Raw genomic sequence first — 20,496 nt, forward strand, 5'->3', positions numbered from 1 at the left:
GAGGGGCGACGCTGAAATGGGCGCAGGGTCGGCCCTCTTATGAACGAACATGAACGACACCATGCTGGGAAAAGACGAAGTTCTGAGGCTTCTTGAAGAAATCGGTATTCCGTTCTCGTGCGAGAGACACGACCCGGTACGCAATATGTCCGAGTCCGACATGCTGACGCTGTCCGTGGCGGGCGCCCGCTGCAAGAACCTGCTGCTGCAGGACCGGAAGGGCCACTATTTCCTCGTCGTCACGACGGCCGCGAAGTCGCTCGATCTTGCTGAACTCGCCGCGGCGCTCGGCAGCAAGCGTCTGTCGTTTGCGTCCGCGGACAAGCTCTTCGAGTTGCTGGGTATTCGTCCGGGGTCCTTGAGCCCGCTCGCGCTCGTCAATGACGAAACCGGACGTGTGCGTCTGATCATCGATGTCGAACTGCGCGGCGAGGAGCGTTTTCTGTTTCATCCGCTGGAGAACGATGCGAGCGTATCGCTCTCCGGAACCGGTCTCGACACGTTTTTGCGCCATATCGACCATCCTGCCGACTGGCTGCCCGTCTGCGCGCGGCAAGCGTTCGCCGCGGCCGGCCCGCCGGCAATCAGGCTTGCCTGACGCCGGAGTGGACCGCGGCGTCTTCCGCGTCCTGCATCCCCGGCGCGACCTCCTCCAGCGCCTGCCGTCCGGTTTCGACGCGCAGCAGCCCGATCGCGACACACAGCACTCCGAGCGTCGCGCTGACCATCGCGATCACGCCCGATACGCCGAACGCCTGGTAAAGCGCGAGCGCCAGCGCAGGCGTGCCGATCGACGACATCCGTCCGCACATTCCCGCGACACCGGTGCCGCGCAGCCGCACTTCGGTCGGGAACAGTTCGGGAATGTAGCCGAACAGCCCGAGCGTCGTGATCGTGTAGATCGCGCTGACGAGACAGAAGCCGACCACGATGATCGCGGTGGTATCGCGTAGCGACACATACAGCCAGCCGAGCGCGATGCTGAGAATCGACGCGATCACGATGCCCTTGGCCCGCCCGATCCGATCCGCGATCAGATAGCCGATCAACCCGCCGACCGGCGAGCCGATCGACATCAGGAACACGAACCCGAGCGACTTGACGACGGACAACCCTTCCGTGACGAAGAACGTCGGCAGCCACGCAATGAAGCCGTAGAGCCCGACGTTCACACCGATCGCGGTCAACGCCGCGACGATCGTCCGGCCACGCATCCCCTTCGAAAACAGCACGCCGAGCGGCACCTTGCCGACATGCAGGTCGACGGTGCGTCGCACGGGCGGCAGCGTGCCGACCTGCCGGCCGACCTCCTGCTCGATCGCGGCAAGCGTCGCCTCGGCCTCGTCGAGCCGCCCGACCGATTCGAGCCAGCGCGGCGACTCCGGCATCCGTTTGCGCATGAACCAGACGACCAGCGCGCCGGCGCCAGCCAGCGCGAACATGTACCGCCAGCCGAGATAAGGAATGATCCAGTACCCCGCGGCGAGCGCCGCGAAGAGCCCGCTGTTGGTGATGATCGCGAGCAGCGACACCCACTTGCCGCGCGTCTCGGGCGGCACGAACTCGGCGAGCGTCCCGGCCGCGACGACCAGTTCGGCGCCCAGCCCGATCCCCATGATGAAACGCAACACGATCAGCCACGCGATATCGGGCGCGAAACACGCGGCGATCGAAGCCAGCCCGAACACGGCCAGATTGAGCTGATACGAATAGCGCCGCCCGAGCCGATCGCCGACGTAACCCGCGACGAACGCCCCGATCATCATCCCGACGAACGTCGACGACACGAACATCGCGCCATGCCGCAGGTCGGTGAATCCCTCCTTGACCATCGCCGCGACCGAGCCGTTGGCGAGATAGATATCGAACGCGTCGAGGAACGCGCCGCCGGCGATCAGGCCGAGTATCTTCCAGTGAAACCTTGAAATCGGCAGCCGGTCGAGCCGGCCGGCGGCATTGACGGTGTTCGCCATGATGTCTCCAGTCATGTGGCGCTCTCGCGTCCGTGACCGGACGCGGAGACGCTTCGAAACATGGGTGAGGGGCGCGCTTCGATCAGCGCGGCAAGGCCCGGTCAGACGGCACCGGATGCGTGCAACGTGTGAATCTGTTCGTCGGCATAGCCGAGCTCGCGCAGCACGGCATCGGTATGCTGGCCGAGCGCCGGCACCGGGTCCATGCGCGGATCGTCGCCCGGCGCGACGCCGGGCGGCAGCAGGGCAGGAATCTCGCCGGCGGGCGTGTCGACCCGCGTCCAGCGATGCCGCGCGGCGAGTTGCGCATGCGTCCAGACGCCGTGCATGTCGTTCATCCGCGCGTTCGCGATGCCGGCCTGCTCGAGCCGGTCGATCACGTCGGCAGACGTCAGCGTCGAGAACGCATCGACGATGATGGCCGCGAGTGCGTCGCGATTCGCGACGCGGTGGCTGTTCGACCCGAAGCGCTCGTCGGCCGCCAGCTCGGGCATGCCGATCACGGTCTCGCAAAAGCGCTTCCATTCGCGCTCATTCTGCAGGCCCAGCATCACGGTGTTGCCGTCGCCGGCCCTGAACGGGCCGTACGGAAAGATCGTCGCGTGCGACGCGCCGGCCTGCCGCGGCGGCGACTGGCCGTCGATCGCGTAGTAGAGCGGATAGCTCATCCACTCGACCATGCTTTCGAGCATCGACACGTCGATGTGCCGGCCGCGCCCGGTGCGCCCGCGCTCGATCAGCGCGGCGAGGATGTTCGTATACGCATACATGCCGGCGGCGATATCGGCGATCGAGCAGCCGGCCTTGGCCGGCTCGCCGTTCGATCCGGTAATGCTCAGGAATCCGGATTCACTTTGAATCAGCAGGTCGTACGCCTTCTTGTCGCGGAACGGACCGTCGAGCCCGTAGCCGGAAATGTCGCAGACGATCAGCCGCGGATAGCGCTCGCGCAGCGCATCGTAATCGAGCCCCAGGCGCTGGGTCGCGCCGGGTGCGAGGTTCTGCACGAACACGTCGGCATCCGCGAGCAGCTTGTGCACGACGTCGAGCGCCGCGGGCTGCTTGACGTCGAGCGTGAGGCTTTCCTTCGAGCGGTTGGTCCACACGAAGTGCGACGCGAGCCCCGCCACGCGTTCGTCGTAGCCGCGCGCGAAATCGCCGACGCCCGGCCGTTCGACCTTGATCACGCGCGCGCCGAGATCGGCGAGCTGGCGCGTGCAGAACGGCGCGGCGATCGCATGCTCGAACGTGACGACCTTGATGCCTTCCAGTGGGCGCATGCTCGTCACTCCCGTCAGAACGAACGCGGCAGGCCGAGGATGTGCTCGGCGACGTACGACAGGATCAGGTTCGTCGAGATCGGCGCGACCTGGTACAGGCGCGTTTCACGGAACTTGCGTTCGACGTCGTATTCGCACGCGAAGCCGAAGCCGCCATGGAACTGCAGGCACGCGTTCGCGGCTTCCCACGACGCATCGGCCGCGAGCAGCTTCGCCATGTTCGCCTGCGCGCCGCACGGCTCGTGCGCGTCGAACCGGCGCGCGGCCTCGAAGCGCATCAGGCTCGCGGCCTCGACGTTGACGAACGAGCGGGCGATCGGAAACTGCACGCCCTGGTTCTGGCCGATCGGCCGGCCGAACACGACACGATCCTTCACGTACTGCGAGACCTTGTCGACGAACCAGTAGCCGTCGCCGATGCATTCGGCCGCGATCAGCGTGCGCTCGGCATTCAGCCCGTCGAGGATGTACCTGAAGCCCCGGCCTTCCTCGCCGATCAGGTTCTCCGCGGGAATCTCGAGGTTGTCGAAGAACAGCTCGTTGGTCTCGTGGTTCACCATGTTCGGGATCGGGCGCACCGTCATCCCGTTGCCGATCGCGTGATGCAGGTCGACGATGAAGATCGACATCCCTTCGGACTTCTTCTGCACGTCCGACAGCGGCGTGGTGCGCGCGAGCAGGATCATCAGGTCGGAGTGCTGCACGCGCGAGATCCACACCTTCTGGCCGTTGATCACGTAGCGATCGCCTTTGCGTACCGCCGTCGTCTTGATTTTGGTCGTGTCGGTGCCGGTGGTCGGTTCGGTCACGCCCATCGACTGCAGGCGCAGCTCGCCGCTCGCGATCCTCGGCAGATAGCGTTGTTTCTGCTCGGCCGAGCCGTGGCGCAGCAGCGTGCCCATGTTGTACATCTGGCCGTGACACGCGCCGGAGTTGCCGCCTGCACGGTTGATTTCCTCCATGATCACCGACGCCTCGGTCAGGCCGAGGCCCGAGCCGCCGTATTCCTGCGGAATCAGCGCGGCGAGCCAGCCGGCTTTCGTCAGCGCGTCGACGAACGCTTCGGGATAGCCGCGTTCCTCGTCGATCTTGCGGAAATACTCGGCGGAAAATTCGCCGCACAGGTCGCGAACGGCTTCGCGAATGTCTTGGTACGCGTCGGTCGGATTCATGTTTCGTATCGGGGAATGCTCGAAATGAGTCAGGCGAGGGTCGCGGTTGCGGACATGGTCAGCCAGCCGTCGTGATCTTTTGCCCAGAGCTCGATGGTCTTGCCGTCGTCGGCGAGGCGGCCGCACACGCTGAAGGTGTTGCCGAGGAAGGTCGGCCGTACCGCGCGATACGCGTATTCGACGATCGTCGCGCCGGGCAGCGAGCGCGTCACGAGGTCGAGCAGCAGCGTCGAGATCAGCGGGCCGTGCACGACGAGGTCCGGATAGCCTTCGACGTCGCGCACGTAGGTGCGGTCGTAGTGAATGCGATGGCCGTTGAAGGTCAGCGCGGAATAGCGGAACAGCATGACTTCGTCCGGCGTGATGTCGCGCTGCCATTGCGCGGCGTCGGGCGCGGCCTTCGGCGGGGGCGTGGCGGCGCCGGGCGCGGCCGCGCCGCGATAGACGATGTCGTGTTCCTCGCGGATCGCGACTTCACCCGCGGATTCGATCACGTGCTCGACGGTCACGAAGCCGAGCGTGCCGGTGCGGCCTTCCTTGCGTTCGACGGACAGGATGCGCGACGCGCGCGTCGCGATCGCGCCGATCGTCAGCGGGCGTTCGAACGTCAGCCGGCCGCCGGCCCACATGCGCCGCGGCAGCCCGAGATCCGGCAGGAAGCCGCCCTTGCGCGGATGGCCGTCCGGGCCGAGCTCGGCCTGCTGCGCGATCGACCAGAAATACAGCCAGTGCCAAGCGGGCAGCAACGCGTCGCCCACGGCGGGAACGACCGGATGGTCGAGCGTGGCCGCGAAGGCGATCGCACGTTCGGCGCTGATCAGGTCGGTCGCGACCTGTTGGACATCGTCGCTGGCATGCGACCGGGGAGCGTTCACTGTCACCTCCATCGCCGGGCGGGCCGGCTGTTCTGACTTGGCATGAAGTGACTTTAGGTGAAGCGCAGGCGCGGCGGAAATACCGTTTGGATGTGCCGGTCATAGGGGTATCCTATGGCTTTCGCATCGACCGAACCGCCATGGACATCCGCCAGCTCCGTTACTTCGTCAGCATCGTGGAATACGGGAGCCTCGGGAAGGCGGCCGAAAAGCTGTTCGTCGCGCAGCCGTCGCTGAGCCAGCAGATCGCGAAGCTCGAGGGCGACGTCGGCGTCACGCTGCTGGTACGCAGCCCGCAGGGCGTGAAGCCGACCGCGGCCGGGCAGGCGCTGTACCGCCACGCGCGGCTCGTGCTCCGGCAGATGGAGCAGCTGCGCCAGGAAGTGCGGGAAGGCGCGGGCAGCGAGTCGGGCACGGTCGCGGTGGGTTTCCCGACCACGATGACGTCGATCCTCGCGGTGCCGCTGTTCGAGCGCGTGAGAGCGCGTTATCCGGGCATCCGGCTGCAGTACCTCGAGAGCATGAGCGGCTTCATCAACGAGCTGCTGGCGAACGGGCGGCTCGACCTCGCGATCCTGTTCCGCGAATCCAACACGACCGGCATCACCGCGATGCCGCTGTTCGACGAGGTGCTGTATCTGCTCGGCGAGCCGGGCGGCGCGGTGCCGTCGCGCGCGCGAACCTGCCCGCTCGCGTCGCTCGCCGGCGTGCCGCTCGTCGCGCCGGGCGTGCAGAACGGGCTGCGCCTGCTGCTCGAACGCACGTTCGCGCGCGAGGAGGTGCCGCTCAACATCATCGCGGATATCGACTCGCTGCCGACCATGATCTCGCTCGCGCAGTCGGGCCTCGCGTGCACGATCCTGCCGGCGTCCGCGCTGGCGTCGCGCGAGCCGTCCAGCCGGCCGAAGATGCGCCGGATCGTCGAGCCGGAGATCCGCCGGCCCGCGAGCCTGTGCTGGTCGAACACGTCTCCCGTCAATTCCGCCGCGCTCGCCGTGCGGCAGACGATCGTCGAGCTGATCGGCGAACTGGCCGCAAGCGGCGCGTGGACGGGTATCACGCTGCGCGAGGGCGAATCCGCGCCGTCGTGACGGGCGGGACGGGCGTGACGGGCGTGATGCGCGTGATGAGCGTGATGCGCGGGATGCGCGTGACGCGCGTGACGCGCGGGCTCAGCCCGCGAGCCGGTGCGCGGACGGCCCATCGCCGCGCACGCCCCCCGCGCGCGACCGCCTCGACCGCCGCTCGCGAAGTCCCTGCGCGTGCCGCGTGAACGATACGCATTCTCCAATGCCGCGCCCGGCCATTTGTTCGTGATGCTGATTGCGGACGATTCGATGAAGGTGCGTGACATGACACATTCGCCATTGCGCCCGGGCATGCCCGGGTCGCTCGATCCGCCCGCGCACCGACGGCCGGGCGGTCGCGCGCAAACATCGGCCGTCCTCAGGTTGTACGAATCTCCATATTGAAACTACACTGGTTATCGGCCGGCGCCGTGACACGCGGCTCTCCATTCAACACGCATCACAGTACTAATTAAACGCGTGCCAACAATCGCCATCGAGGATGGTTGTCTTGTTCCTCAACATCCAGCGGGGGGGAAGTGGCGATGAACATCGGGGCTGCGCATCATCCGTCAACGGTTCGCTAGCCGGGCGGCGCGCGCATGAGCACGACCGGAGGCATTCACGCGACGTCACTCGGGCTGCACGGCTCGAGCCCGGCGATGACCGACCTGCGCCGCTATCTGGCGAAGGTCGCGCGCACCGATACGACGGTGCTCGTGACCGGCGAAACCGGCACCGGCAAGGAGCGCGTCGCCAGCGCCGTCCATCGCCTCAGCACCCGGACCGACAAGCCGTTCATCGCCGTCAACTGCGCCGCCGTGCCCGACAGCCTGTTCGAGTCCGAGATGTTCGGCCACGAGCGCGGCGCGTTCACCAGCGCCCAGCACGCGTTTCCCGGCCGCTTCGTCGAGGCCGACGGCGGCACGCTGTTCCTCGATGAAGTCAGCGAGATGCCGCTCGCCGTCCAGGCGAAGCTGCTGCGCCTGCTCGAGGACCGCACGGTGATGCCGGTCGGCTCGCAGCGCCGGCGCCCGGTCGACGTCCGGATCGTGGCGGCGAGCAACGAACGCCTGGAGGACCTGGTCGAGGAACGCCGTTTCCGTGCCGACCTGTTCTATCGCCTGAACGTCGCGCGGATCGAGATACCGCCGCTGCGCGAACGGCCGGAGGACATCGCGCCGATCGTCGATCACTTCGTCGCCGAACACAACCTGCAGCGGGCGATGCGGGTGGGGCGGCCCGATCCCGCCCTGCTCGAGTGCATGCGGCATTACCGGTGGCCGGGCAACGTGCGTGAGTTGCGCAACCTGGTCGAGGCACTGTTCATCGATGCGCCGGAAGGGCGCCCGTTCGGGCTGGGCGACCTGCCGCCGGCGTTTCGCCGGCTGTTCCTGCAGGACTTTTCGGCCGGCGAGCATGAGCGCGAGCGGCTCGTCTCGGTACTGCGCCAGACCAACTGGAACAAGATGGAAGCCGCGCGCCAGATGAACTGGTCGCGCATGACGCTCTACCGCAAGCTGGCCAAGTACAACCTGGACGCCGGCAACACTGCATCGGTGTGACAGCCGGGCTGTCACATGGTACAGCCCGGCAGCGTTCCCGAATCCCACTCCGGCCGGGAAATTCCACGGCAAATCATGCGCTTGCGCCGGCGCACCCGCGTTGGCCCGCTCCTTGCGAAGCAGAACGGACAGACCGCCCGTCGCCATGCAAGGAGGCCGTCGTGCACGTCATCGAGCCAAGCCAGGACGCCCCGCCGGAGCCGGCCCAGCCGGCCGGCCAGCCACGGCCGCTGCTCGCCAGTTATGCGAACTATTTCGAGGTCGGGCACAACGCGTTCGAGTTCCTGATCGATGCCGGGCAGGTCGAGCCGCAGTCCGGCAACGTCCAGTTGATGAGCCGCGTCGCGATCAGCCCGGTGCACGCGAAGCTGCTCGCCCAACTGCTGGCGCGCGCGATCGCCCAGTTCGAAGCGACGCATCACGAAATCCCCGACATCGGCGACCCGGAACCGGATCTGGAGATGCTTTCCCCGCAGGAATTCGAACGGCGCGCGATCGATGCGCGCAGCAAGCCGATGCTCGGCGGCCGTCACGACGAGCCCGATCAAAACCAGAGCTGAGGACACGACATGGCAGCGCAACTCCATCCCAACCGCATGGTCCTGACCGACCGTTTCCCGATGCTGGGCTTCACGATTCGCGTCGGCCACGCGCCGTGCGTCGCGGAACTGGTGATCGCCACCGATCCCGCGCTGTTTACGCGCAAGGACGGGCGCACGTCGTCGACGTTCTATACCAGCCGCGAGGACGGCCTGCTGGCGATCCCGCGCGGCGAAGCGGTGTTCATGGTGCCGCCTGCCGTGCTGGCGCGCTTCGCGGGCGCGAGCCGGCTGTGGTTCGGCCTCGCCACCGCGGCGTCGCCCGCTGCCGATGCGTGGACGGTCGATGTCCTGCCGAATGCCGACAGTCCGTACGTGTCGCTGTCGGGGCTCAGCGACCGGGGATTGCGCCGGGTCCGCGTGTTCCCGACGCGCGGCGCTGCCGCCGTCCGGAGTCCGCTGTTGAACTGGGCGGGCGACGCCACGCGGCCGGGCGCGACCGCCGTGCCGGCGCCGGCCGCACCGGGCGCCGCCACCGCCACGCCGCAGCCGGCCGTCGAGGCCGCTGCGCCGCACCACGACGTCCATTACGACGACGGCTTCGGTCCGCTTCCGCCGCTCAATGCCGCAACGCCGGGCGCCACGACGCCCGCCGCGCCGGCCCCGGCGTCGACCCCGGGCGCGCGCCCGGCATCCGCCGTCGCATCGGCACCCGCCGTCGCACCGGCACCAACCATCGCATCAGCACCCGCCATCGCACCGGCACCCGTGTCGCAGGGGATGAGCGACGATGCCGGGTTCCGCCTCGCGGGCGAACGCCGCGGCTTCACCTGGCCGCGGCCGCGCAAGCTCTCGACCGTCGAGCGGGCCGCGCTGCGCGCGATACTGAGCGCGAATCCGGCCACCGCGTCGCTGATGCTGCTGCTGCCGGTCGCGATGCGCAATGGCCTGTCGGTCTCGATCGGCGCGGGCGCGGGCGCCGGGCTGGAATCCGGGGGCGCGGGCGCGGTCGGCCTCATCTTCGACGCCAATGGCGACGACATCGGCGTCTTCGTGTCGGGCGAGCTCGACTTCGGCTACATCGTGTCGGCGAGCCTCACCGGCCAGATCAGCCTGCTGCGCGGCCATATCGACGATTTCGCCGGCACCGGCACGACGGTCGGCGTGATGGTCGGCGAAGCCCCGGCCGGCGGCATCTCGGCGCTGTTCAACGCCCGCGGCGAATTCGTCGGCGTCACGCTGTCGGCCGGCGTCAGCGTCGGCAGCCCGGTGAGCGTGTTCGTCGGCGTCTCGCGCGCCGCGGCGGGCACGATCGCCACCTCGTCGTCGTCGTCGCTCGCGTGGTCGCGCGGCCTGAGCGCCGACCCGGAGGCCTACGGCATCGATACGCCGCCGTACAGCGACGACGATGCGGCCGCCGAGCCGTCCGCGACGGCCAGTGCGCTGGCGCTAGGCGCGCGCGAGAACAGTCTCGTCACGCGTACCGCGGCCAGCCCGAATTTCGACGAGGGGCGCGGCAGCAAGACGATCGACCGCATCATCATCCACATCGCCGACGTACCGACCGTCCAGCAGGTGGTGAATACCTTCACCAATGCGTCGTCGAAGGTGAGTTCGCATTACCTGGTCGGGCAGGAGGGCGAAGTCGTCCAGTTCGTCTCCGAGGCCGACACGGCGTGGCACTGCAAGGGCTCGAACCAGCGCAGCATCGGCATCGAACACATCGCGGTGAAGCGCGGCGGCGCCGACTACCCGCGTCGCAACGGCACCGTCCAGCATTTCGATGCGCTGGCGCCGACCCAACTCCAGTACGAAACCTCGGCGGCGCTGGTCGCGTCGCTGTGCGACAAGTATCAGCTGCCGATCAACCGCACGACGATCATGGGCCATCGCGAGGCCGACACCTCGACCGGCCATACCGCATGCCCCGACGGCAACTGGGACTGGGACTACTTCATGCGGCTGGTCACCAGTCGCACCTGCCAGCCGCAGTCGGCCGGCCAGGCGCTGGGCCTCGCCGCGCGCGGCCTCGGCGACGACATTCCGCTCGATCCCGGCGTCGGCGGCCTGTCGATCGGCACCGACGCGCTGGAGATCGGCGACATCATTCTCAGCACCACCGGCAATCCCGGCTCCGGCGTCATTCGTGCCGGCTCGGGTGCGGAGGTCAGCCACGCGATGCTCTATGTCGGCCAGGGCGGGCAGGTGATCGAGGCGATTCCCGGCGGGGTCCAGTTGCGCCCGCTCGCGGACGCGCTGGCCGACGCGCGCCTCGCGGTCGCGTTCCGGGTGCCGGGCCTGACCGATACGCAGCGGCAGCAGGTTGCCGATGCCGCCGCGCGCTACCTCGATCGCGGTTTCAACTACGTCGGGCTGGTCCGCTGCGGCAGCTACCTGATCGACCGCCACGCGTGCGACCTGCTGTCGGGCGACGCGGCGGAGCGCTGCCGCCGCTTCGTCGGCCGCATCGAGCTCGGCGAAGGCGCCGACACCGACAACTTCTTCTGCTCGCAACTGGTCGCCCAATCCTTCCAGGACGCGGGCAGGCCGATCGTCAGCGTGCCGCCGCACTGGGTGCCGCCGGGCGATCTCGCCAGCCTGTCGACCGGCACGATGGCCCCCGGAACGCTCGCGTATGTCGGCCATCTGAAGGCGCCGATCCCGAGCCGCGGCTTCTTCGGCACGAGCCAGGCGCTGTCGGTCGCCGCGGGCGCCGCGCGCACGCTGGGCGCCGACGACTGGTCGGTGAACTGGGACGAGGTGCAACTGACCCCGCAGCCCACCGACATGGGCTGCTGGGCGACGGCCGCGTCGATGGTGATCGGCTGGCGCGACAACCAGAGCGTCGACCCGACGCTGCTCGCGCGCTGCATCAGCCTCGAGCGCCAGATGCGCGATGGCCTGGCGCCGGCCGAGGTGGCGGGGTTCGCCGGGGTGTCGACGCTCACGGTCGAACCCAATGCGTGCTTCGCGCCCGAAGGCTTTCGGCGGCTGCTGGAGGCGAACGGACCGATCTGGGTCGCCGAAGTCGTGCGCGCGCCGGTCAACTTCTTCCATGCGGTGGTGGTGACGGGCATGTATCGCAGCGGCGACGCGTATTTCGTGCGGATCACCGATCCGCTGGACCGCGTGGTCGGCACGCCGGGCCATCCCGGCGCGCGGACCGTGCCGCCGACCCACTCGACCGGCAGCCGCTACATCATGACCTACGAGGATTTCGTGTCGGAATACGAGGCAGCGGCCGGCATCGGCGTGATCCAGCTGATGCATTCGGGCGGCACGTTCGGTCACACGATCAATCGCGGCAGCGCGGCGGGCGCGGGCTACGCGCTCGGCGTCGAGCCGCCGGCCGCGGGCGGCGAGTTCGGCTTCGGCGTGAGCCTGACCCGGCGCACCGAGAGCCGCGACGGGCGCAGCTACGATCTCGCGCAGCTCGCCGGGCTGGTCCAGCCGGCCAACGCGCTGGCGGGCGGCGCGGGGCAGCCGCGCATGGCCGGCCAGCGCATCACCCTCGATGACTGGCCGTACATCGACGGGCCGAGCGGCCGCACGTCGGCGCCGGTGTCGATCGACTGGGCGTGGCAGGGCGGCGCGGTCGGCGACGTGACGATTGCCGCGGACCACGGCCAGATGCTCGACGGCTGGAGCGCGTTCGTGCGCGCGGATATCGGCCGCGGTTCCGGCACCCCCGAACGGGCGAGCGTCAAGCTGCGCATCACCACCACGTTCCGGCATGCCGGCGAGGAGGACCAGGTTGGCGTGACGGAGGTGACGCTGAACGGCGACGGCCGCTTCCAGACCGTGCACGGCGTCGACGGCGCGCCGCCGCTTCCGGCAAGCGGCACGCAGCCGGCGCCGCGCGAACTGCAACCCGCCTGACCCCGAGGGACACGCGCGATGGCCCGCCACATTCCCCCTCCGCCACCCCGCGGCGCGATCACGCCCGCGGTGGCCCTTGCTCGCGACGCGTTCGGCCGCGAGATCGTCGACGGGTCCGGATCGGGCGACCCGGGCAGGCAGGACGGCGCATTGCCGCAAGCAATGCCGGCCGGCGGCGCGGCGCCCGCGGCCCCGGGCGGGTCGGCGCCCGCCAAGGAGAAGGCGACGGACGCCATCGGCCGGCGTGCGGCGGCGCTGGCCGATGCGATCGACTTTCCGACCTTCGTCGCGAGCCTCGTGCATGGCACCTACGACGCGATCGTCGACAGCTCGATCAAGCAGGTCGAGAGTTTCGCCGACCTGGTCGGCGCGGTGGCCAAGCCGCTGGACCAGTTCACGCAGGAGAACGTGACCGACGGGCAGGCGCGCGCGTGGCTGGTCGAGCAGTATCCGCACGACGTGACGCTGACGCAGGACGGCGGCGATTACCGCCTCGCGCCGGTGGCCCGGCCCGGCGACGACGACGCGGCTCCCGCGCCCGCGTGGCTCGCCGATTTCGGTGCGGCCGACAGCGCGTTCGATACCCAGACGCTCGAATCGGTGGTGCTGCCCCGCGCCCGCGAGCGCGTCGCGCAGCATCGGTTGTCGACGCTGTCGACGATGGTGCTGCTGGGCATGCAGCGCGTCGTGGTCAAGGACGGGACGATCGCGGCGAGCCTCAATTTCCAGGCCAAGGCGCGCGACCGCGCCGCCGTGCAGTATGCGACGTCGAACGACCCGTCGTCGGGGCAGACGACCTGGGGCGGACGGGGAACGTCGGGCGATGTCGTCACCACGGTCTCGACCGTCGCGGTCAATGCGCAAACCGACACCGATCTCAAGGCGACGCTGACCGGGAAGGTGAGCATCAATTTCGCATCGGAGACGCTGCCGCTCGACCGTTTCGTCGACGAGGCGTCGCGCAATCTGCTGGAGCGGCACAGCCGGCCGGCGGCGCGGATCGCGCCGCCGGCGGCGACGGCCGCCCAGCCCGCGGCGCCGGTGGCGGCGCCCGTTCCCGCCGCGACGCAGGCGCCCGCCGCCGCGCCTGCGCTGCCGGCCGCGTCCGCCGCCCCGTCGGCTTCATCGGCTTCATCGGCTTCATCGGCGCCGGCGGCACCCGCACCCGCATCCGCACGAGGAGAACCCACATGATCGCGCCGCGGCCGCTGGGCGAGACGCTGGGCGCGTTCGCCGACGTCGCCGGACAGCTGGCCGCGGGCGCGGCGCAAGGGCTGCGGGTGCGCTCGATGGCGATGGAACTGCCGCTCGACCTGCGCATTGCATGGGGCGCCGACGGCATCGAGCTGGTCGGCGACCTGCCGCAGTTCCTGACCCGCACGGCCTTCGATGCGGAGCCGGCGCGGCTCGCGATCGTCCTCGAAGCCGTGCCGATCGACGGAGCGGTGCGATGAACAGCAACGCCAGCCTGCGCCTCGAGGATTTCATCCAGGCCGTGCAGAGCCAGCTCGACAACGCGCAGGCGGCGATGGCGATCAAGGCGCGCAACCTCAACCTGCCGCTGACCTTCGCGATCAAGGACGTCAACCTCGATCTGCGCGCCCATGTCGAATTCGTCGAAAGCGAGGTGTGGATTCGTCCCGCCGGCCCGGGCGACACCGACAGCAGCACGTTCCATCTCGTCTTCACGACCATCACGCGGCCGGCGATCGAGGAGAACGCGATCGCGCTGTCCGAGGACAGCAAGGACCAGCCGCTCGACGCGCTGGGCGACGAGCTCTCGGCCGAGGACCGCAAGCGGCTGGAATGGGCCGGCGTGCGCACGGTCCGGCAATTTCGGCAGGCCGAGCAGCGCGACATGGTGCATGCGATCGGCCGCGTCACCAACCTGTCCGTGGACCGGCTGCGCCGGGCGCTCGACCGGGCGTCTGCGCCGAGCGTCGAGCGGATCGAACCGGTGGCGCCCGCTACCGACGCGCAGCCCGATGCGGCGCCGCTGCTGCGCGTGATCGGGCGCAATCTCGTCAACGGCACGCACGCGCCGCTGGTGCGGATCGGCAATCGCCCGGTCGCGGTGCTGCAATCGGCGGACGACGAGCTGCTGCTCGCGCCCGGCCGCGACCAGTGGGCCGGCGAACTCGCCGTCTCGCCGACGAGCCGCCACGCCGCCGCGCTGGCGTTCGACCTGAGCGCATTCGCGCCGCCGCCGGCGCCCGCGGCCAGGCCCATGACCCTGGCTGCCGTGCCCGGCCAGGAGGAGGCGCGGCCATGACGATCCATGCACTCGGCACGCCGTGGGCATCGCCCGGCGAGCGTCAGTTCAGCCTGCCGACCAGCCTGCTCGTCAAGCTGGCGCTCGGCGAAGCGCCCGAGCACGTGCCGTCGATCCGCGACGTGACGCGCGGCGCGCTGGCCGCCGCGCAATGCATCGACGGCGGCCCGGTCGACCGCATCGTGGTTGCGTTCGCCGGCCGCTTTCTCGCGGTGCGCCCGTTCAGCGCGGCGGCCGGGCGCTGGGTGCCCGGGCACGCGCACCTCGGCTACGACGCGATCGAACAGACGACCGGCATGGCCCGCACGCTGCTGCTGCGCGTGCCGGCGGGCACGCCGATCGGTGCGCTGTGCGACTCGCTCGCCCAGCTCGCGACCGTGGAAAGCGTGACGCCCAACTACGTGGCGACGGTCCCGATGGACGCGCCCGGCCGCCTCGCGCCGGTGCCGCCGGCCGCGCGGGTTACTCAGGATGCGCGCGCGCTGGTGCGCATGGCCGACGCGCACGCGATCGAGCCGGGCGACAGCGGCGTCACGGTCGGTCTGATCGATAGCGGCATCGCGCGCCAGCATCCCGAATTCGCGCATGCCTTCCGCGCGGGCGCCGATACGGTGCGGCTCGAGCCCGGCGACTTGTCGCCCGGCGTGCAGCTGCTGAGCGGTCACGGCCATCGCGGCGATTTTCCCGAGGACCGCTTCGTCGGTCACGGCATGGGCTGCGCGGGCATCATCGCCGCCGAAGGCGTGGCGATGCCGCGCGGGCTCGGCGGCGACTGCCGCATCCTGCCGATGCGCGCGCTGGCGGCCGCCCGCCTGCCGGGCAAGGCGCATGCGATCGGGCTCGGCGCGATCGCCGACCTCGATCGCGCGCTCAAGCTCGCGGTCGACCTCGGCGCGAAGGTGATAAACATGAGCTTCGGCACCGACGACGCGACGATCGCCGCCAACCGCCCGAAACCGCATGCCGACACGGTCGCGTATGCCGCCGCGCGCGGCTGCATCCTCGTGGCCGCGAGCGGCAACAACGGCGCCGTGACCCGCTACTGGCCCGCCGCCTATCCGCAGGTGATCGCGGTCGGCGCCGTCGGCGACGACGGCCGGCCGACCCCGTTCTCGACGCGCGGCCCGCACGTCGCGCTGTGCGCCCCGGGCGAACGGGTGCTGACGAGCGCGATCGAGGCCTATCAGCTCGCGACCGGCACCAGTTTCGCCGCGCCGTTCGTCGCGGGCGCCGCGGCGCTGCTCGTCGCGTACGCGCAGCGCCGCGCCTATCCGCTCGACGGCGCGACGGTACGCGAGCTGGTCGTCGCCACCGCGCGCCCGTTCGCGCCCGGCGCGGCCGACGGCTGCGGCGCCGGCATTCTCGACGCGGCGGCGGCGCTGCAGGCGCTGTCCGGCCGCATCGACGCGTACGAAGCGGCGGGCGACGACGGTTGCACGGGCAAGGACGGCCGTGCCGACGACGGCTGACTGGCGCACGGGATCCCGCTCACTCCCCCGAACCGACCGGATTTCAAGGAGAAGTTAAATGTTTCATGTCAACAATCAAGTCCGCTTCCTCGACCTCGTCGACCTCGAGACCCGGGCACGCGACGGGCTGGTCGATATCGTCAACCGGCTCGAGTCGCTGAAGCGGCCGCCGGTCGCCGCCGAGCGGGAGCAGCTCGCGCTGTGCAAGGCCATCCTCGCGGTCGTCTACGACACGAAGCCGTCCGACGGCGTGCCGCAGGTGTGCGATCCGCTGTTCGTCGCCACCCGCGAACTGCTCGCCAGCAAGTCGCTGGTGAATCCGCCGTTGCTGTCCGAGGTCAACGGCCAGCTCGTGTTCGACGCGGGCGACGTGAGCGGCGCCAATGGTGCCAATGGCGCCAATGGCGCGAACGGCTCGGACCCGGAGGCCGTGTCGATCACGCTCGTCGCGCTGGTGCTGGGCATCCTCGCGGTGGACGGGGCCACGCCGCCGCCCGTGAAGGTCGACGGCGGCAAGACCGTGCCGGACGGCGACAACGTGCTGATGAACGCCTTTACCCGCCAGTTCTTCGCGGCGGTGGGCGAGGCCAATTCGTACGGTGGGCTCGCGCAGCGGGTGCTGGCGCTGCTGTGCATCGAGGGCGATCCCGACGGCCGCGGCGGCGAGCAGCCGGGCGTGGTCACCACCGAATTCGCGCGCGTGATGCGCGGCCTGCAGGCCCGCAAGATCCAGGCCGACGAGCCGCAATTGCGCCGCCGCATCAACGAGGAGCTGAACACCGTCCAGAACATCGGCGGCGAGGACGCGATCGCCGATCTCGGCATCGACCTGCCGAACCTCGAGGATCTGGAAGACGCGAACATCGTCGCCGACAACGTGCGCGTGATGGGCCCGATGATCGTCGCCGCGATGTTCGACGAACTCAAGGTGTTCCAGGTGGTCGACCGCATCGTCGAGCAGTTCCAGCACGGCACGCTGCCGATCGGCCCGGGCAATGCCGGCAAGCTGCTCTATCGCTACTGGCGCGAAACGCCGAACCGCATCTCCGAGCAGGAGCGCAAGAACTTCGCGGCCATCACGCTCGGCGTGCCGGGCGGCGATCCGAACACGGCCGGCAATCGCGAGTTCAACGACCTGTGGATCCGCTTCGTGTCGTCGGTGTCGTCGTTCGTGCGACAGACCGAGGTCGACTCGCTGCTGCGCGCGAGCGTGCCGAACCCGATCAACCACCAGCAGGTGCGCAAGGCCGCCCGCGATCTCGCCGGCAACCTGTCGCTGCACGGCTACGGCATGGCGCATTACGCGGCGCGCGAGATCCAGTCGCAGGTCAAGTTCATGATCGACCTGCTGCAGGACCCCGAGATCCGCGGCTGCTACGGCGCGAAGGACATGTGGCAGGTGATCGACCAGGTCGCGACCTACGACCTGGGCGGCGCGCGCACCAGCTCGCGCTATCGCACGCTCGCGACCTGCGGCACGATCATCACCGCGTGGCTGGCCAACAACGTCGATCGCGTCAACAAGGCGACCGGCCCGCTGCTCAGCATCGACCAGATCGCCAATCCGGACGTCTCGTCGAACCACAAGTCGACCGTCGACCCCACCGACTACGACCTGGTCAATGCGTGCGAGCTGTGGCTGGCCGATACCGCGACCACCGATACGCAGATCGAGCAGTTCTCGCAGCCGCGCGAGGCGCCGCAGATGACCTCGAAGCCGGTGCCGATCCCGGCGATGGCGCGCGAGATGCTGGATGGCGTCGGCGACATCGGCGCCGGCATCGGCCTCGGCGCGGGCGTGCCGGTGAAGGCGGGCTACGGTGTCGGCACGCACAACGGCGCGAGCTACTACTCGAACCGTCCGCACTGAAGCGGCGTCGCGTGTGCCGCGCCATTTTCGAACCCTGCCGGAGCCGAGCCATGCCCCTGACCTCAATCCGCGAACCGGTCGTCGCCCGGGTCGAACGCCGCCTGAAAAGCGCCGCGCGAAGCCTTGGCACCGCCGATCCATTCGCGCCGTCGCGCGACCTGTTCCTGCGCACCTTCGGCGACGGCGCCGACGATCTGCGGTTCCGCGACAACGCGCTGATGCCGATGGCGGTGCCGTTCGAGCCCAGCTTCTCGGAAAGCCAGCCGGGCAAGCTGCGCTTCACGATCGAGCCGTTGCCGCCGGAGGCGTCGGCGATCGACCGGCGCGACGAGTCGACCCGCGAAATGCGCAAGCTGATCCGCGACTTCATCGGCCGCGAGGCGCTGCACTGGTTCGACCAGGCGAGCGAGCCGTTCCGGGGCTTCGCGCGGCCGGGCGGCAACCTCGACTACGGCGCGTTCTTCGGCTCCAGCTACGACCGCGACGGGCTCTATGCGTCCAAGGTGTACTACGAGCTGCCCGGCGACGCCGGCACGATCGAGAACCTGCCCCGCGACCTGGCCGGCATCGTCCAGGCCGCGCTGCAGATGGTGCCGGGGCTCAAGCCGCTCTTCACCACGATGGCGGCCCAGCGCGATCTCGGCGGCCAGCGGCTCACGTTCGCGTGCACCCGGGCGCTGCGGCTCGCCGATCTGCAGCCGGTCATGGATGCGCTCGGCATCGGCCATCGGCTGCCCGGCATCATGCAGCTCCTGGGGCTGGTGCTCGGCGGGCGCTTCGACCTGCCGCCGCACGGCGCGCTGCTGGCGTTCGGGCTCGGCCCGGACGGGCCGGATTTCGAGCTCTACGTGCTGCTGTCGGCGATCCCCGACGTGCCGCCCGCGTTCCTCAGCCTGCTGACGATGGGGCTCGCCGAGCGTCCGCGCGGATTGCAGGCGCTCGAGCGCTGGATGGGCGCGTTCACGCCGGAGGACGCGCACTGGCCGGGCCGCTTCTCGATCATCAGCCTGCGCACGGACGCGGCCTGCCCGGCACGCGTGAGTCTCTACCTGCGCCCCATCGAGTTCGAACTGCCTGTGGACGCGCCCGCCCAGGCCAACTGAATCCGAATCGCTTCGTCACGCGTTTCCCGCGAGGTCGCCATGTTCCCGCAAGCTGCCCGTTCCACGCCGATCGCGCCGCCGCCGCCGCGCGCCGCGGCGGCCGCTCCGCGTCACACGCCGCCGGTGCCTGCCGACGAAGTGCGCCACGGCGTCGCGCAGATGTTGACCCGGTCGCAGGCGTTCAACGCGATGCCCGACGCCGATCGCCGCGACATCGCGCGCAACACCGCGTTGATCGCCGATTACCTCGCGCGGCCAGAAGGGTTCGCCGGCCACGAGATTCCGGGCGGGGTGGGCACCGCGCCGGCGCGCGCGCTCGACGACAACACGGATCATTCCGCGCACGAGGCGGATTTCTCGACGCACAACCAGGCCGTCGACAGCATCGGCAAGTCCAAATTCACCGCGGCGGCCGCGCACGAGGGCGCGGCGGTCGCGGGCGAGCTGCTGAACCAGGTCAAGTTCCCGACCTTCGTCGCGAGCCTGATCAGCGGCGTGTTCCAGTCGATCACGCACAGCTCGATCGAGCAGATGAAGGCGTATCAGGAAATGATCGCGCAGGTGGCGAAATCGCTCGGCCAGTTCGCCGACGAACATGTGACGGAGAACCAGGCGCGCGATCATATGGTCGGCCAGTTTCCCGACCTGTTCGAGATCGGCATGGACGACAGCGGCGACACGCCGAGCCCGCGCGTGCAGGTGCGCGACGGGGTCGACCCGGACGAAGCGTCGAAGACCGTGCGCGCGCGCCTGCAGATGGGCGACGGCGATACCTTCGACCTGTCGGACGAGGCCTCCGAGCTGGCGATCGTCAACCGTTTCAAGATGCAGCTCGCCAAGCAGCGCCAGCAGATGCTGGCGTCGATCGTGCTGATGGGCATCAACCGCATCGTCGTCACCGACGGCAAGATCTCCGCGAAGATCATCTACGACGTGCGCGCGCAGGACACGCTTTCGAAGCAGCGCAGCGCCACCGCGGTCGACCTCGCCCGCGACAAGGACGGCAACGTCCAGTCGACCTACGCCGGCAAGGGCACCTACGATCGCGGCGGCAAGTACGACTCCAGCAACGACAAGGACAATGGTCGCCAGTACAGCGCCGACTACTACGCGAAGGGCGACTACGAATACGAGAACAAGCCGATCATCACCGCGTCGACGGCCGCGTCGGAAACCAGCAACGCGGCGATGCAGACGAAGATCCAGCTGTCCGGCGCGGTCGACGTCAATTTCAAGAGCGACTACCTGCCGCTCGACAAGATGGCGACGCCGCAGATGATCGCCACCATCACCGGCAACGCGACGCCCGCCGATCCGAACGTGCTGCCGAGTCCGAAAACGCCGCCGGCCGCGTCCGCCCCCGCGGCGGCTTCGGCCCCGGCGGCGGCGCCGGCCGCCGCGCCGGCACCGGCTGCGGCCAGGGGAAACTGAG

General features: G+C 69.5%; 16 protein-coding genes. 12 read left to right on the forward strand and 4 right to left on the reverse strand.

The features are described from left to right. Nucleotides 1-49 precede the first annotated feature (49 nt). Nucleotides 50-598 (forward strand): prolyl-tRNA synthetase associated domain-containing protein, encoded by a 549-nt coding sequence (locus DIE17_RS13070; RefSeq protein WP_124487356.1) that lies wholly within the window; start codon nucleotides 50-52, stop codon nucleotides 596-598. Here the strand turns inward: DIE17_RS13070 and DIE17_RS13075 are convergent. From DIE17_RS13075 to DIE17_RS13090, 4 genes are all read right to left on the reverse strand, one after another. Further along, nucleotides 585-1,973 carry an MFS transporter gene (locus DIE17_RS13075; protein ID WP_124519970.1) on the reverse strand — a complete coding sequence of 463 codons (1,389 nt, stop codon included), beginning with the start codon at nucleotides 1,971-1,973 and terminating at the stop codon, nucleotides 585-587. The two genes, DIE17_RS13070 and DIE17_RS13075, sit on opposite strands and share 14 nt — an antisense overlap. A 101-nt stretch (nucleotides 1,974-2,074) precedes the next feature. Beyond that, nucleotides 2,075-3,253 (reverse strand): CaiB/BaiF CoA-transferase family protein, encoded by a 1,179-nt coding sequence (locus DIE17_RS13080; RefSeq protein ID WP_124920956.1) that lies wholly within the window; start codon nucleotides 3,251-3,253, stop codon nucleotides 2,075-2,077. 14 nt (nucleotides 3,254-3,267) lie between these two features. After that, nucleotides 3,268-4,425 carry an acyl-CoA dehydrogenase family protein gene (locus DIE17_RS13085; RefSeq protein WP_124920957.1) on the reverse strand — a complete coding sequence of 386 codons (1,158 nt, stop codon included), beginning with the start codon at nucleotides 4,423-4,425 and terminating at the stop codon, nucleotides 3,268-3,270. A gap of 29 nt (nucleotides 4,426-4,454) precedes the next feature. Further along, the gene (locus tag DIE17_RS13090) at nucleotides 4,455-5,312 is read right to left on the reverse strand and encodes a MaoC family dehydratase N-terminal domain-containing protein (RefSeq protein ID WP_185733751.1); all 858 of its coding nucleotides are present in this window, start codon (nucleotides 5,310-5,312) and stop codon (nucleotides 4,455-4,457) included. Between the two features lie 128 nt (nucleotides 5,313-5,440). Here DIE17_RS13090 and DIE17_RS13095 point away from each other — a divergent pair, with 128 nt between their 5' ends. From DIE17_RS13095 to DIE17_RS13145, 11 genes are all read left to right on the forward strand, one after another. Continuing rightward, nucleotides 5,441-6,391, forward strand: a complete 951-nt coding sequence (locus DIE17_RS13095; protein WP_124529569.1) for a LysR substrate-binding domain-containing protein — start codon at nucleotides 5,441-5,443, stop codon at nucleotides 6,389-6,391. Between the two features lie 578 nt (nucleotides 6,392-6,969). Next, on the forward strand, nucleotides 6,970-7,932 hold the full coding sequence (locus tag DIE17_RS13100) for a sigma-54-dependent Fis family transcriptional regulator (RefSeq protein WP_124920958.1): 963 nt from the start codon (nucleotides 6,970-6,972) through the stop codon (nucleotides 7,930-7,932). A gap of 161 nt (nucleotides 7,933-8,093) precedes the next feature. Continuing rightward, on the forward strand, nucleotides 8,094-8,492 hold the full coding sequence (locus DIE17_RS13105) for a DUF3467 domain-containing protein (protein WP_124519912.1): 399 nt from the start codon (nucleotides 8,094-8,096) through the stop codon (nucleotides 8,490-8,492). Nucleotides 8,493-8,501: 9 nt separating this feature from the next. After that, the gene (locus DIE17_RS13110; protein ID WP_260439229.1) at nucleotides 8,502-12,350 is read left to right on the forward strand and encodes an N-acetylmuramoyl-L-alanine amidase; all 3,849 of its coding nucleotides are present in this window, start codon (nucleotides 8,502-8,504) and stop codon (nucleotides 12,348-12,350) included. Between the two features lie 69 nt (nucleotides 12,351-12,419). After that, complete coding sequence (locus DIE17_RS13115; protein WP_124920959.1) at nucleotides 12,420-13,544, forward strand: hypothetical protein; 1,125 nt, start codon at nucleotides 12,420-12,422, stop codon at nucleotides 13,542-13,544. Next, nucleotides 13,541-13,804 carry a hypothetical protein gene (locus DIE17_RS13120; protein ID WP_124646133.1) on the forward strand — a complete coding sequence of 88 codons (264 nt, stop codon included), beginning with the start codon at nucleotides 13,541-13,543 and terminating at the stop codon, nucleotides 13,802-13,804. Before DIE17_RS13115 ends, DIE17_RS13120 begins: the two co-directional genes overlap by 4 nt. After that, entirely contained in the window at nucleotides 13,801-14,622 is an 822-nt protein-coding gene (locus DIE17_RS13125) for a hypothetical protein (RefSeq protein ID WP_044844334.1), read from the forward strand. The genes DIE17_RS13120 and DIE17_RS13125 overlap by 4 nt, the downstream gene beginning before the upstream one ends. Beyond that, entirely contained in the window at nucleotides 14,619-16,091 is a 1,473-nt protein-coding gene (locus DIE17_RS13130; RefSeq protein WP_124519908.1) for a S8 family peptidase, read from the forward strand. The genes DIE17_RS13125 and DIE17_RS13130 overlap by 4 nt, the downstream gene beginning before the upstream one ends. A gap of 58 nt (nucleotides 16,092-16,149) precedes the next feature. After that, nucleotides 16,150-17,961 carry a hypothetical protein gene (locus DIE17_RS13135; protein WP_124519907.1) on the forward strand — a complete coding sequence of 604 codons (1,812 nt, stop codon included), beginning with the start codon at nucleotides 16,150-16,152 and terminating at the stop codon, nucleotides 17,959-17,961. A 50-nt stretch (nucleotides 17,962-18,011) separates the two neighbouring features. After that, the gene (locus tag DIE17_RS13140) at nucleotides 18,012-19,064 is read left to right on the forward strand and encodes a hypothetical protein (RefSeq protein WP_124487344.1); all 1,053 of its coding nucleotides are present in this window, start codon (nucleotides 18,012-18,014) and stop codon (nucleotides 19,062-19,064) included. Nucleotides 19,065-19,103: 39 nt separating this feature from the next. Further along, complete coding sequence (locus tag DIE17_RS13145; RefSeq protein ID WP_124487343.1) at nucleotides 19,104-20,495, forward strand: hypothetical protein; 1,392 nt, start codon at nucleotides 19,104-19,106, stop codon at nucleotides 20,493-20,495. Nucleotide 20,496 lies beyond the last annotated feature (1 nt).

It is taken from the genome of Burkholderia sp. Bp9099, from assembly GCF_003857805.1.
GTDB lineage: Bacteria > Pseudomonadota > Gammaproteobacteria > Burkholderiales > Burkholderiaceae > Burkholderia.